The organism is Dyella lutea (assembly GCF_024158035.1).
In the GTDB taxonomy this organism is placed as follows: Bacteria; Pseudomonadota; Gammaproteobacteria; order Xanthomonadales; family Rhodanobacteraceae; genus Dyella_A; species Dyella_A lutea.
Map to the genome: position 1 here is coordinate 343,950 of NZ_JAMZEK010000003.1, position 12,172 is coordinate 356,121.

At 66.8% G+C, this 12,172-nt stretch carries 13 protein-coding genes and 1 pseudogene; 2 read left to right on the forward strand and 12 right to left on the reverse strand.

The features are described from left to right. Window positions 1-5 precede the first annotated feature (5 nt). Together NC595_RS13825 and NC595_RS20370 are read right to left on the reverse strand one after the other, a co-directional pair. Window positions 6-899 (reverse strand): helix-turn-helix transcriptional regulator, encoded by an 894-nt coding sequence (locus NC595_RS13825; protein WP_253567364.1) that lies wholly within the window; start codon window positions 897-899, stop codon window positions 6-8. Window positions 900-925: 26 nt separating this feature from the next. Beyond that, on the reverse strand, window positions 926-1,423 hold the full coding sequence (locus tag NC595_RS20370) for a trimeric intracellular cation channel family protein (protein WP_343214913.1): 498 nt from the start codon (window positions 1,421-1,423) through the stop codon (window positions 926-928). Here NC595_RS20370 and NC595_RS13835 point away from each other — a divergent pair. Then, window positions 1,406-2,632, forward strand: a pseudogene (locus NC595_RS13835) (IS256 family transposase). The gene NC595_RS20370 and the pseudogene NC595_RS13835 sit on opposite strands and share 18 nt — an antisense overlap. A 159-nt stretch (window positions 2,633-2,791) precedes the next feature. Here the strand turns inward: NC595_RS13835 and NC595_RS13840 are convergent. From NC595_RS13840 to NC595_RS13870, 7 genes are all read right to left on the reverse strand, one after another. Beyond that, entirely contained in the window at window positions 2,792-3,604 is an 813-nt protein-coding gene (locus tag NC595_RS13840; RefSeq protein ID WP_253567368.1) for an alpha/beta fold hydrolase, read from the reverse strand. 75 nt (window positions 3,605-3,679) lie between these two features. Continuing rightward, window positions 3,680-4,105 (reverse strand): organic hydroperoxide resistance protein, encoded by a 426-nt coding sequence (locus NC595_RS13845; RefSeq protein ID WP_253567369.1) that lies wholly within the window; start codon window positions 4,103-4,105, stop codon window positions 3,680-3,682. A 118-nt stretch (window positions 4,106-4,223) separates the two neighbouring features. Then, window positions 4,224-5,066, reverse strand: coding sequence for an oxidoreductase (locus tag NC595_RS13850; protein WP_253567371.1), 843 nt, complete (start codon window positions 5,064-5,066; stop codon window positions 4,224-4,226). A 44-nt stretch (window positions 5,067-5,110) separates the two neighbouring features. Then, window positions 5,111-5,623 (reverse strand): cytochrome P460 family protein, encoded by a 513-nt coding sequence (locus NC595_RS13855; protein ID WP_253567373.1) that lies wholly within the window; start codon window positions 5,621-5,623, stop codon window positions 5,111-5,113. A 25-nt stretch (window positions 5,624-5,648) separates the two neighbouring features. After that, the gene (locus NC595_RS13860; RefSeq protein ID WP_253567374.1) at window positions 5,649-6,695 is read right to left on the reverse strand and encodes an alpha/beta fold hydrolase; all 1,047 of its coding nucleotides are present in this window, start codon (window positions 6,693-6,695) and stop codon (window positions 5,649-5,651) included. 89 nt (window positions 6,696-6,784) lie between these two features. Beyond that, entirely contained in the window at window positions 6,785-7,396 is a 612-nt protein-coding gene (locus tag NC595_RS13865) for a hypothetical protein (protein ID WP_253567375.1), read from the reverse strand. A gap of 39 nt (window positions 7,397-7,435) precedes the next feature. After that, complete coding sequence (locus NC595_RS13870; protein ID WP_425493161.1) at window positions 7,436-8,716, reverse strand: epoxide hydrolase family protein; 1,281 nt, start codon at window positions 8,714-8,716, stop codon at window positions 7,436-7,438. On the opposite strand from NC595_RS13870, the gene NC595_RS13875 reads away from it, so the two are divergent. Continuing rightward, on the forward strand, window positions 8,646-8,816 hold the full coding sequence (locus NC595_RS13875) for a hypothetical protein (protein WP_253567378.1): 171 nt from the start codon (window positions 8,646-8,648) through the stop codon (window positions 8,814-8,816). The two genes, NC595_RS13870 and NC595_RS13875, sit on opposite strands and share 71 nt — an antisense overlap. A gap of 250 nt (window positions 8,817-9,066) precedes the next feature. On the opposite strand, the gene NC595_RS13880 is transcribed toward NC595_RS13875, so the two are convergent. The 3 genes from NC595_RS13880 to NC595_RS13890 form a co-directional block, all read right to left on the reverse strand. Beyond that, window positions 9,067-9,816: a 3-oxoacyl-ACP reductase family protein gene (locus NC595_RS13880; RefSeq protein ID WP_253567380.1), complete on the reverse strand. Its 750-nt coding sequence runs from the start codon at window positions 9,814-9,816 to the stop codon at window positions 9,067-9,069. A gap of 116 nt (window positions 9,817-9,932) precedes the next feature. Further along, entirely contained in the window at window positions 9,933-10,814 is an 882-nt protein-coding gene (locus NC595_RS13885; RefSeq protein ID WP_253567382.1) for an SDR family NAD(P)-dependent oxidoreductase, read from the reverse strand. A 128-nt stretch (window positions 10,815-10,942) separates the two neighbouring features. Beyond that, window positions 10,943-12,037 carry a thioredoxin family protein gene (locus tag NC595_RS13890; RefSeq protein ID WP_253567384.1) on the reverse strand — a complete coding sequence of 365 codons (1,095 nt, stop codon included), beginning with the start codon at window positions 12,035-12,037 and terminating at the stop codon, window positions 10,943-10,945. Window positions 12,038-12,172 lie beyond the last annotated feature (135 nt).

The following is a 12,172-nucleotide window of genomic DNA, read 5'->3' on the forward strand; positions in this document are numbered from 1 at the left end:
CGCAGTTACGATTTCGGCGGATGGACTGCGCGGGCGCCATCACGCCATGCCGATGGCGTGATTCCGTGGCGGGCGCGGAACCGGCGAATGAACGACTCCACCTCGACATAACCAAGCGCCTCGGCGATCTCGCCGATGGCATGATCCGTGGCGCTGAGCAGTCGCCGCGATTCGATCATGCGACGCTCGATGACCCATTCCCCGTACGTGCGGCCGGTCAACTGGCGAAGACGCGTGGTGAGGTGGCCCACGGAGTAGCCGAGCCGCGCGGCCGCCTGGGTCAATGCGGACGGCTCGCGAAAGTGCTGGTCGATGTCGGTGAATGCGCGCGAGACGAGATCGGTCGGAGCCGTGGATGTACCCGTCCGGCCCTGCAGCCAGGGGGCGAGCCGGGTCAGATCGATCAGCAGCAGCTGGAGCGTGGCGCGCGCCGCGTGCTCGTATCCCGGGTGTCGCGCAACCAGCTCCCGGCTGAGCTGCTCGATCCGCGCCCCGAACGAGGCCAGTTCCATGGAATCGAGCCGAATGGGGCGCGTCATCTGAAGCACGGGCTGGCGGAAGAGGTCGAACATGAAGCCACCCGGGAGCGCGTCGATCGGCGTCAGCCCCAGCGAGAGACCGGCATCGATGCCATCCGCCTCGAACAGGATGGACCAGCCATCGACGTCCTCCATCGCGCGCATGTCATGCACCGAGCCCGGCGGCAGCACGAACACCATGCCGGGCTCGGCCTCGTGGTCGAGCCCGTCCACCACGTGCCGGCCGCGCCCGGACTTCACCAGCACCAGCTCGAAAAACATGTGCGCATGCGGCTCCATGCGCTTCATGTGGCGGCTCTGGGACAGCCCCTGTACCTCGATCGACACCGCACTCGCGGAGCCGGGCACGTAGGTGAGCATCTGCAGCGGTCTCGAACTCGGCTTGCTCATGCAGGGGATCCGTACATACTTTCCGAAGGGAACGGTTCAGGGCGGTGACACTGCCACATCCACGTGACGCTCGTGCTGCTCAGTCCCCGCGCGGCGGCCGCCCGCCAGCCTCGCCGGACCGCGAGCATGCGCAGGACGAAGCAGGCGAGGGCGGCCACGGCGATCGTCGGCACCACCGGCCATACCAGCCAGGCGCCGATCACCATCGCCACCGCACCGCTCAGGGTGGCCACCGCATACAGGTCGGCGCGCAGCACCATCGGCACATCGGCGAGCAGCAGATCGCGCACCATGCCGCCGCCAATGCCAGTTCGCGATGAGCAGGAGCAGTGACGTGGTCGGCATGCAAATTCAGCTGAGCAGGAAGAGGGGGACGCCGCGCATGCTAACGGCTCTTGCCGGGCCACATCTGGGCGTGTCTTAGATTTTTGTAACCGGGTCCCAGGCAGGACACTGCCGCCAGACCCGGAGAGACCATGAGTCCACGCAACCACGAGGTGCCCGACGAGCTGCTTAGCCGCTTGTTGGCGAACTACAAGAAGCTCGAAGACCTGATCGGCGAGAACGGCCTGCTCAAGCAGCCGGCCAAGCTGCTGGTCGAGAAGGCGCTGGATGCGGAGATGACCGAGCACGTCGGTCACGACAAGCACGAGCCGGTGGCCAACCCGGCCGGCAACACCCGCAATGGCCGCAGCCGCAAGACGCTCAAGGGCGAGTTCGGCGAGCTGCCGATCGAGATCCCGCGCGACCGGCACGGCAGCTTCGAGCCGAAGCTGATCCCCAAACACCAGACGCGCTGGAGCGGCTTCGACGACAAGATCCTGTCGCTCTACGCCCGCGGCATGACGGTGCGCGAGATCCAGGCGCACCTGGAAGAGATGTATGGCACGGAGGTCTCGCCGAGCCTGATCTCCTCGGTGACCGATGCAGTGATCGACGAGGTGAAGGCCTGGCAAGGCCGGCCGCTCGATCCGGTGGATCCGATCGTCTACCTGGACTGCATCCATGTGAAGGTGCGCTAGGGCGCGGTGCGGGTGAAGGTGGTCGACCTGGCCATTGGCATCATCATGGCCGGCGAGAAGGAGGTCCTTGGGCTGTGGCTGGCGCAGACCGAGGGCGCCAAGTTCTGGCTGCAGGTGGTGACCGAGCTGCGCAACCGCGGGGTGCAGGACATCTTCATCGCCTGCGTCGACGGCCTGAAGGGTTTCCCCGAAGCGATCGAGACCGTATTCCCGCACACCACGGTGCAGTTGTGCCTCGTGCACATGGTGCGGCACGGCCTGAACTACGTGTCGTGGAAGCGACGGCCGGAGGTGGCCGCCGACCTCAAGCGCATCTACACCTGCGCCACCGCCGACGAGGCCGAGCAGCGGCTCGCCGAGTTCGAGGCGCGCTGGGACAAGGAATACCTGCCGATCGGGCAGTCCTGGCGACGCAACTGGCCGCGCCTGATCCCGTTCTTCGACTAGCCACCAGAGATCCGCAAGGTGATTTACACGACCAACGCCATCGAGTCGGTGAACATGAGCCTGCGCAAACTGACCAAGCACCGCGGGGCCTTCCCGAGCGACGAGGCACTGGTGGAGCTGTTCTATCTGGCCCTGCGCAACATCAGCAAGAAAAGGACGCTGCCGATCCGTGATTGGAAGGCCGCGCTCAACCGCTTTACGATCCAGTTCGAGGAACGACACCCTCAGCTGTAACTCGAATCCCGGCGACATAAAATTCTGCACACGCCCACCCCAGGCGAGCAAGCGCAAGTGGCGAGACCTCGCGCTAGTAATCACAATGAAAAACGCCGGCATCGCTGCCGGCGTTAGGTTGGGGAGTCGCCCGGTGCCCAAGGCAGAAGGAGCGTTCGCTCAGTGCGACGCGGCCGCCGCTTCGATCAGCCGGGCCACCGCCTCGGGATGGGAGACCATCACCACATGGGACGCGCCTTTGATGACCTCCACATCCTTGGCATGGGCCCGCTTGGCCATGAAGGCCTGTGCGGCCGGTGGGATGTTGAGGTCGGCGGTGCCGTAGACGAACCACGAAGGGATGGTTTTCCATGCCGCCGAGGTGCTGGCCTCATGCAGTGCAGCGTCAGTGATGGGACGCTGGCTCACAGCCATCAGCTTCGCCTGCGCGGCCGGCACGTCGGCAGCGAACTGTGCGCGAAACTTGTCCTGGTCGATGTAGAGATCCTTACCGCCGTCGGCCAGAGACACCGGAGGGGCCAGAGCGGGGCCCAAGGTGCTTCCCGGGAAGCGCCCGGCAAGCTCCGCCGCACTCTCGCCCACGTCCGGTGCGAAGGCGGCCACATAGACCAGGGCTTTGACGTTCTGCAGGCCGGTGGCGGCCTCGCTGATCACCGGCCCGCCGTAGGAATGTCCTACCAGCACGACCGGGCCGGAGATGCTCCGGACCAGGCTGTTGACCTCGGCGGCATCGCCCTTGACGCTGCGCAGTTCGTTCGGTGCAGCGATCACTCGGTAACCATCCGACTGCAGATGCCGAATGACGCCGTTCCAGCTCGAGGAGTCGGCGAAGGCGCCGTGCACGAGCACCACGGTGGGTTTGTGCGAAGTCGAGGTGGCGGCGTGGGCGACCAGCGGCGAACCCATCGCCATGACGGCAAGCGCGAGCGCGCCAGCCAGTGCGCTGCCGAGGCGCTTGGTTGAACGTTTCATGGGTGTTTTCCTGTGTGGGCAAGGGAATGAGTGAGGCGGAATCTCGTACTGGCCGGAGCGCCGAAAGGGCGCGCCTCAGACCAGATCGATGACAACGTCGATGTTTCCGCGAGTGGCATGCGAGTACGGGCATGCCTGATGCGCGCCATCGACGATCAGCCGGGCCTGGGTGCGGTCGAGACCGGGCAGGGACACGGCCAGCGTGACGGCGAGCCCATAAACGGTGTCGTTCTCCGTGCGTCCGAGCGATACGCTGGCGTCGACAGCCATGCCCTGCGGCAGGGCGATCTTCTGCGCTGCCGCAACGATCTGCATGGCGCCCATGAAGCACGCCGAGTATCCGACGCCGAACAACTGCTCCGGGTTCGTGCCCGGTTTACCCGAACCCGGCGGGCTCAGCCGCACATCGAGCGCACCATCGCTGGACGCGCCGGCGCCATCGCGCCCGCCGGTCGTATGGGTTTTCGCGGTGTAAAGCACTTTTTCCAACGGCCTGGTCATGCAAATCCTCCTTTGGGGGGTGATGTTCGTTTCTGGATCTCACTGGGGCGGTCGCGGTTGGTGCGGCGATGCCCTGAGGTCGATGGGCGCCAGGAAGGCGCCCTGGGCGCGATAGCGCTCATGCGTCCGGGGATATGGGAAAGTCGGTCGAGGCGCTGAGCTCGCGCCATTGCTCCAGCTCCGCCAGCTTGGCTCGATCGGCCTGCTCGATGATCTTCAGGGCATCACTGCCCAACGGCAGGCGGAAAGGCGGCTGGGGCAGCGACGCCAACCGGACGATGGCTCGCCCCGCGCGCTGCGGATCGCCCGGCTGCCGACCGTCGTAGGCGCGCTGCGCCCGCGCGGTCGCGCCGACCACGGCGTCGTACTCCGGGCGGCCCTCCCGCAACGATGTCGAGCTGCCCGCGAAATCGGTGCGGAATCCACCCGGCTCGATCACGCTGACGCGCACGCCGATCAGCGCCATTTCCCGGGCCAGCGATTCGGAGAATCCCTCTACGGCCCACTTCGCCGCCGAATACGGCGCCCGACCGGGCGCACCGATCCGACCACCTACCGACGAGAACTGGATGATGTGTCCGCTGCGCTGGTTGCGCATCACGGGGATCGCCGCCTTGGTCATGATGATCGTGCCGAACAGGTTGGTGTCGATCTGCCGTCGGAAATCCTCCAGCGGGGTGTCTTCCACCGAATCGACATTGCCGTAGCCGGCGTTATTGACCAGCACATCCAGGCCGCCGAACACCTGCACGGCCAGCTCAATCGCTCGATCGGCAGCAACCACGTCGGTGACATCCAGGGCGGCTACGCGCACCGCGTCGCCGTAACGTTGGACAAGATCGTTCAGCGTCGAAGGATCGCGCGCCGTGGCCACCAGGCGGTGGCCGGCCTCGAGCACCGCCTCGGCGAGCGCACGGCCGAGGCCGCGGGAACAGCCGGTGATGAGCCATCGCTGTGACATGTCATTTCCTCCAGCAAAAAGTGGTGCGGGCGGAGCCCGCGGGGTCAGGGAGCCCAGCGGGTGAACACCCGGTCGTGGTCTCTCACCCGCGCCTGATGGCAGGCGAAGCAGGTGCGATGCTGTGCTTCGTCGGCTGGCTTGCCGTTGATGAAGCGGCCGAAGCCCCAGCCGCCGGTGACCGCGTATTTCCTGGAGTCCTTGACCATGAACTGCACCGTGGTCGCAGCACCTGGGATCGATGCCGGCTCGAACTCAGGCGACGGCACGTGCTTCCACGCCAACTTCGCCAGCACCGCGCCATCGGGGAATGGCAGCGTGCCATCGCGATAGGCCTGGACCGCCACCGGATTGCCGAGCACGACACGTAGTTCGTCCAGCGGCGGCGCCTCCTGCGCCGGCGCAATGAGCTCCCAGCTGCGATAGCCGTTGGGAATGGTGACCCCGTAGATGGGCGAAGCAGACCCGGCTTCCATGCCGTCTGCGCGGACAACCAGTGCGGCGGCCAGGGCGCAGGAGGCGATGGCTACTGCGAGGGCGGCGAGGTGAATGGGCTTCATGGCGGATCGCCTCAGCAGGGCAGGGTCACAGGTGATCGGCGTCGATCACCGCCTGGGTGAACGCCTGGGGCGCTTCCTGCGGCAGGTTGTGGCCGATGCCGCCGGTGATGAGTCGGTACGCGTACTTGCCGGTGAATCGCTTGGCGTAAGCCGCTTCAGGCGGATGCGGCGCGCCATTGGCATCGCCTTCCATGGTGATGGTGGGCACGCTGATCGAGGGGAACTCCGCCAGCCGCTTTTCCAGCGCCGCATAACGCGGCTCGCCCTGCGCCAGACCCAGTCGCCAGCGATAGTTGTGGATCACGATGGCGACCTGATCGGGGTTGTCCAGCGCCGCGGCGCTGCGCTCGAACGTGGCGTCGTCGAATGTCCACTGCGGGGAAGCCAGCTTCCAGATCAGCCGGGCGAAATCGTGGCGGTACTTCGCGTAGCCATCACGGCCGCGGTCGGTCGCAAAGTAGTACTGGTACCACCACTGCAACTCGGCGCTCGGCGGCAGCGGGGTCTTGCCCGAGGCCTGGCTGCCGATCAGGTAGCCGCTCACCGACACCAGCGCCCGGACGCGCTCCGGCCACAATGCCGCCACGATATCGGCCGTGCGCGCACCCCAGTCGAATCCGGCCAGCTCGGCGCGGGGAATCTTCAGTGCATCCATGAAGTCGATGACGTCCTGCGCCAGCGCGGCGGGCTCGGCGTTGCGCATGGTTCTGGCGGAGAGAAACCGCGTTTCGCCGTACCCGCGCGCATAGGGCACCAGCACGCGATAACCCTTTGCTGCGAGCGCGGGAGCGACGCGTTCGTAGCTGTGGATGTCGTACGGCCAGCCGTGAAGAAGGATCACCACCGGTCCGTTGGCCGGGCCCAGCTCCGCATAGGCGACATCCAGCACGCCCGCACGGACATGCTTGAGCGGGCCGAGCGCATCGGAAACGGGCCCGGTGGCGCCAGCAGGGTTCGACGCGGCATCGGCGGAGCCGATGAGGCCGACAGTTGCAGCGCAGGCAAGCACTGCCGCGCCGAGCAATCGGCGCGAGGCGCCGCCGCTAGTTTTCTTCAGCGAATGGGTTTTCATGGCGCGTCTCCGTTTCGGGCGATTCACCCGGTGGCGGGCTCATTCGAGCCGTAGGCAAGGATGGGGAGCTGAGGTGACGCCGGCCGCGATCAGCGAGCCGGCCAGGCGCGCTGCGGGCGGCGCGCGCGCCAACCGAGCAGGCACGCCTGAACGATGAAAAAGACACCGCCGCCGGTGGCATACACCGGCAACATGTCGAGCGTGGGCTTGGCGCCGGTGGCCTGGACGACATAGACAAAGCCGACCAGAAAGGAGAGGCCGCCGGCGATCAGCATCGGCCACTGGCTGCCCAGCCCCGTGCTGCGGCGCTCCAGCCCAAGCAGCAACTGCGCCGCACCGGAAGCCGCAGCCCATGCGCCGAATACCACCAGAACCGGAGTCACGCCGCTCAGCGCGGCCAGACCCAGTGCGATGGCCGCGGCGGTGCTCAGCAGGCCGTTGAATCCGGTCACCCGCCGATCGGCCGGCGCCGCAGTGGTGCGATAGTCGATCAGGCTGGACACCGCATCGATCAGCGGATAGGCGACCAGCAGCGCGATTGCCGTGGCGTCAAGCTGCTGGTGTGCCTTTCGGAAGGCCACTGCCCAGAGGACGGCCAACAAGCCGCGCGTGAGATGCAGCCGCACCAGGGAGGACCGCTCGCGGCGCAGCGCGCGCCCGCCTGCGTCCAGCTCGTTTGCGTGCAAGGTTCGTCGGGTCATCGTGATTCTCCTGGAGCAATGCGGGGGCGTCGTGCGGGCTCAACGACCCGCGGGAGGACTCGCCTGGTGGGTCAGCTGGGCGCGCAGTGGGCGGAAGGCGGCGCGCAGTTCCTCGGCAAACAGCTGCGGTTGCTCCCACGCGGCGAAGTGGCCGCCGCGGCTCGCCTGATGGAAGTAGTAGAGCGACGGGTACGCCTGCCGGGTCCAGCTTTCCGGCGCGCGATAGATCTCACCGGGGAACACCGTGACCGCGACGGGCACCTTGATCGTTGCGGTGCGCTGCGCCTCGGCGCTGAAATTGTTGTTGTTGTTTTCCCAGTAGAAGCGCGCCGAGGACGCCCCCGTATTCGTCACCCAGTACAGGGTGATGTCGTCCAGTACACCGTCGCGACCGAGCACGCGCTCGGGATCGCCATCGCTGTCGGTCCACGCGGCGATCTTCTCGAACATCCACGCAGCGAGACCGGCAGGCGAATCGGCCAGCGCATAGCCCAGGGTCTGCGGGCGCGTCACCATCATTGCTCCATACGCGGCATTCCGGCCGAAGAAGGTGCTCAGCTGGGTGTAGGCGCGCCGCTCGTCGCCGGACAGGCCCGACGGTGCCGGCTTGCCGCTGTTGATGCCGTCGACCAGGTCCGCGGGAACGGTGGCGGGCATGTTGAGATGGATACCCAGCAAGCCCGGCGGCGCCTGGCGGGCCAGCGCGTCGGAGATGACCGAGCCGTGGTCGCCGCCCTGGGATACGTACTGCGTGTATCCCAGCCGCTTCATCAATACGTCCCAGGCCCTGGCCACGCGGTCCGGGTTCCAGCCCGGTTCGGTCGGCTTGCCGGAGAAGCCGTAGCCGGGAATGGCGGGAATCACCACGTCGAACGCATCCTCGGCGCGGCCACCAAAGGCGACCGGATCGGTCAACGGCCCGATCGCCTTGATGAACTCCAGCGGCGAGCCCGGCCAGCCGTGCGTGAGGATCAGCGGCATGGCATGCGGCTCGCGCGAACGCACGTGGATGAACTGGATGTCCACCCCATCGATGGTCGTCACGAACTCGGGCAGGGCATTCAACCTCGCCTCCACCTTGCGCCAGTCGTAAGCCGTGCCCCAGTACGCCAACAAAGACTGCATGGTGTGCAGCGGTACGCCCTGCGAGATGTCCCGCACCGTTTCGCGATCCGGCAGGCGGGTCGCCGCGATGCGTCGCCGCAGGTCGTCCAACTGCGCCTGCGGCACGTGGATAGGGAAGGGGCAGATGCGCGCTTGCGTTGCGGTAGACCGGCACGCGGCAGTCGATGGTGCAGAGGCGGCCATTGTCTGGCTCATGGCCGCCAGCGGCAGCAACCAGGCCAAGGCGATGGCGGGTAGACGCCGCTGGCAGCAGAGCGACAACACGTTGACTGGCGACATCATCGATCTCCGGTAGGGCGCCAGTCGCGGCGCCTGGCGGCACGCACGGCTGGCGATGCGAAGCGATCTCACCAGAGCGATGAGCGGCGGACGATTGCACGATGGTGTCGGTCGATACCTTGGTATCGACACGTGCCGATCGCTTACGGTCATAAGAAGGGGCGATGCACACCTTGGTGCCATCGCCGACGGGGACGGAACCGGTCGCGATATGGCGCAAGCCGTCGCTGCCGCAGAACCGGCTTGCGACCCCAAGAGCCATTGCTTCACGCGAGGTAGCCGCCGTCGACCGTCAGAGCTGCGCCAGTGATGAAGCTGGCTTCGGCGCGGGCCAGAAAGGCGACCAGGCTGGCCACTTCGTCGCCACGGCCCATGCGGCCGATTGCCATCATGGGGCGTAGCATCGCCCGCACGTTCTCGTCGCTCACGATGTCGGTCTCGGTAGGGCCGGGCTGCACCACGTTGACCGTGATGCCACGCGGCCCGAGATCGCGCGCCATGCCTCGGGTGAGGCCGACGAGGGCAGCCTTGGTCATGCTGTAGACGGCCGCGCCGGCCAGGCCGGTTCGGTCGGCAGCCACGCTGCCGGTAATGATGATCCGGCCACCGTCGCTCATGTGGGACTGCGCCGCCTGCACGGCTACGAACGCCGCCCGGACGTTCACCGCCACCATGCGATCGAAGTCGGCCAGCGGATAGCCGTCGATGGTTCCGCCAATGAGGATGCCGGCGTTGTTGACGAGGATGTCCAACCCGCCGAACGCCTCCACTGTGCGGGCAACGGCCGCCTGGATCTCGGTCGGGTCGGCGCTGTCGGCCTTCACCGCCAGCGCGGTGCCGCCGCCCAACATCACCTCGTTCACGAGCTCATCGGCTGCCGCAGAGGACGCCGCGTAGGTGAAGGCGACCTTGGCGCCTTCACTGGCCAGGCGGCGAACGATGGCGGCACCGATGCCGCGGGAGCCGCCGGTGACGAGTGCGGTTTTGCCGCAGAGGCTGGGTGTGTTCTGCATCATGGGTTCTCTTGTGTGGGGTCGTGCGCTGCGATGGCTTGCGCGTTGCGCTGCGCTCGACGCATCGATGGCTTGCGCGTTGCGCTGCGCTCGACGCATCGAGGGGAGGGGTGGCTTGCTCAGAGCACCGCCGGGCCACTGCCTGGGTAATCGGTGCGGCCAGCCATGGCCCGGCCGGCCTCCAGTTCGGCGAGCAGCATGCTCAGCTTGGTCTGGATCCTGCGCTGGGCATCACTGCCCATCACGATCCAGTGGCGGCCCGAGGGGGTGAGCACTTCCTCGCGCAGGGCTGCCGCCACGCGTACCGGGTCGCCGGGAAACATCTCGGGGGTGAGCTTGGCGAGGAGTTCGCGGAACGCGCCTGAACTGGCTGCGTAATCGTCGATCGGGTGACCGGAGAACGTTGTGCGATGTTCGATGCCGGTACGCACCGAGCCCGGCTCGGCCAGGAAGGCACGCAGGCCGAGCGGCTCGATCTCCTGCCAGAGGGCTTCGGTCAAACCCTCGAGCGCGAACTTGCTGGATGAGTAATAGCCGTTGGCCGGCAGGCTGGCGAGCCCGTCCATGGAGGACACGTTGACAATGGTGCCGCTGCGACGCTTGCGCATGCCGGGCAATACCAAGCGGATCATTCCGACCGCGCCGAAAAAGTTCACCTCGAACTGCGCGCGGTAGTCATCTTCGCGCTGTTCTTCGACGGCACCGAGGAAGTCGATGGCCGCATTGTTTACCAGCACATCGATGGCGCCGAAGTGGGCGAGGGCTCGATCGACGGCATCGATCCGCTGCAACGGATCGGTGACGTCCAGCTCCAACGCGAGCGCGGAGCGGGGGTAGCGTGCCGCCAGCGCTTCCATGCCGGACAGGGTGGGTGCGGTCAGAACGACCTGGTCGCCGTGGCGCAGTACGCATTCGGCCAGCGCATGGCCCAGCCCGCTGGAGGCGCCGGTGATGAGCCAGGTGCGCAGCGGCGCATGGCTCGGTCCATTTTCTCTAGTCATGACATGTCTCTTGCAGGGGAGATGGCGGCAGCCCAGGCGTACCGATGGCGCCTCCGCTCGCACCGTTGGATAGTTGGGTGGAGGTTCGGGCGCGTTGAGGCATGGCCGAGGGGAGCGGCGGTGGTGGATCAGCCGAAGGTGAAGGCGAACGTCCGGATGCCAGGATCGAGAAATTCGATATCGAACTGCCGATCGACCACCGGTCCGGTTTGCCGGATCAGCTGGTACATGCGTGCCGTGTCGACTACGCCACGACCCTGGCTATCGACATCCACGCCGTGCGCGGCCCCCGGGGGCTTGCCGTCGATCGTCACGCGGAACCGCACTGGCTGACCGTTCGTGGAAGGGGCCATCACCAGGTGCAGGTCGCGGGCATGGAATCGATAGCGGATGCGTCCGCCGGTTCCTTGCGACACCGCCGCCTGCCGGCCCATCGTCCAGTCGCCCATCAGCGACCACTGGTTGAGCTGCAACGCAGACGGCGCCGGGTAGTGATGCGCCCGGTCGGTCACGATGCCTGCAGGAGACGCGAAGCCTGTCAAGCGTGCGTACCCGACGTAGTTCTCGGGCGATCGGAGGTCACTCCAGTCGGCGGCCGCCTCGGGGCCATGTGCGTCCACGGCGACCAGGCCAGTGCCCACGTCGTGGGCTCCCGACTCGGTCAGCAGTTGCTGGATCACGCGCTCCGACGCGGCGTAGTCGCCCTCGCCGAACTTCACGTGACGGATTCGGCCCTGTGCGTCGATGAAGTACAGCGCGGGCCAGTACTGGTTGTCGAAGGCGTCCCAGATGTGGTGGTCATTGTCGATCGCCACTGGGTAGTCCACGCGCAGGCCCTGGGACGCGCGGCGAACGTTGTCGACGTCATGCTCGAAATCGAACTCGGGTGCATGCACGCCGATCACCACCAGGCCGTCCTTCCGATACTTGTCCGCCCACGCGCGGACATAGGGAATCTGACGCAGGGAATTGATGCAGGAGTAGGTCCAGAAATTGACCAGCACCACCTTGCCGCGGAGGCGGGCGCGATCCAGCGCTTCGGTATTCAGCCATTGGGTGGCGCCGGCCAGCGAGGGCAGCTGTCCCAGCACGGGCAGCTTGATGGCAGGAGTGACCCGGTCGGGCGACGCTGCAACGACCGGCTCGTGAGTGGACGCGTCAGTCGAGATCGCGGCCACCTGCGCAATCAGCGTCAGGCAGAACAGGAAGGCTTTGCGTTTCATGGTGGTTCCTGATGCGCGGGGGACGGACGTCGTCCGCCATGCCTGTCGCTCTGGGGCGCCCGCCAAGGGTGGGTGCGCGACTCGACGGGCGCCCCCGTCCCTGGGGGCGGCATGCCGAGGTCGGCATGCGTCGAT

Excerpts from the sequence above, each read along its gene's own strand:
- NC595_RS13855 (WP_253567373.1), bottom strand. The coding sequence starts at position 5,623 with ATGAAGCCCATTCACCTCGCCGCCCTCGCAGTAGCCATCGCCTCCTGC.
- NC595_RS13860 (WP_253567374.1), bottom strand. The coding sequence starts at position 6,695 with ATGAAAACCCATTCGCTGAAGAAAACTAGCGGCGGCGCCTCGCGCCGA.
- NC595_RS13890 (WP_253567384.1), bottom strand. The coding sequence starts at position 12,037 with ATGAAACGCAAAGCCTTCCTGTTCTGCCTGACGCTGATTGCGCAGGTG.
- NC595_RS13880 (WP_253567380.1), bottom strand. The coding sequence starts at position 9,816 with ATGATGCAGAACACACCCAGCCTCTGCGGCAAAACCGCACTCGTCACC.
- NC595_RS13870 (WP_425493161.1), bottom strand. The coding sequence starts at position 8,716 with ATGAGCCAGACAATGGCCGCCTCTGCACCATCGACTGCCGCGTGCCGG.
- NC595_RS13885 (WP_253567382.1), bottom strand. The coding sequence starts at position 10,814 with ATGACTAGAGAAAATGGACCGAGCCATGCGCCGCTGCGCACCTGGCTC.
- NC595_RS13850 (WP_253567371.1), bottom strand. The coding sequence starts at position 5,066 with ATGTCACAGCGATGGCTCATCACCGGCTGTTCCCGCGGCCTCGGCCGT.
- NC595_RS13875 (WP_253567378.1), top strand. The coding sequence starts at position 8,646 with ATGCGCGCTTGCGTTGCGGTAGACCGGCACGCGGCAGTCGATGGTGCA.
- NC595_RS13840 (WP_253567368.1), bottom strand. The coding sequence starts at position 3,604 with ATGAAACGTTCAACCAAGCGCCTCGGCAGCGCACTGGCTGGCGCGCTC.
- NC595_RS13825 (WP_253567364.1), bottom strand. The coding sequence starts at position 899 with ATGCTCACCTACGTGCCCGGCTCCGCGAGTGCGGTGTCGATCGAGGTA.
- NC595_RS13865 (WP_253567375.1), bottom strand. The coding sequence starts at position 7,396 with ATGACCCGACGAACCTTGCACGCAAACGAGCTGGACGCAGGCGGGCGC.
- NC595_RS13845 (WP_253567369.1), bottom strand. The coding sequence starts at position 4,105 with ATGACCAGGCCGTTGGAAAAAGTGCTTTACACCGCGAAAACCCATACG.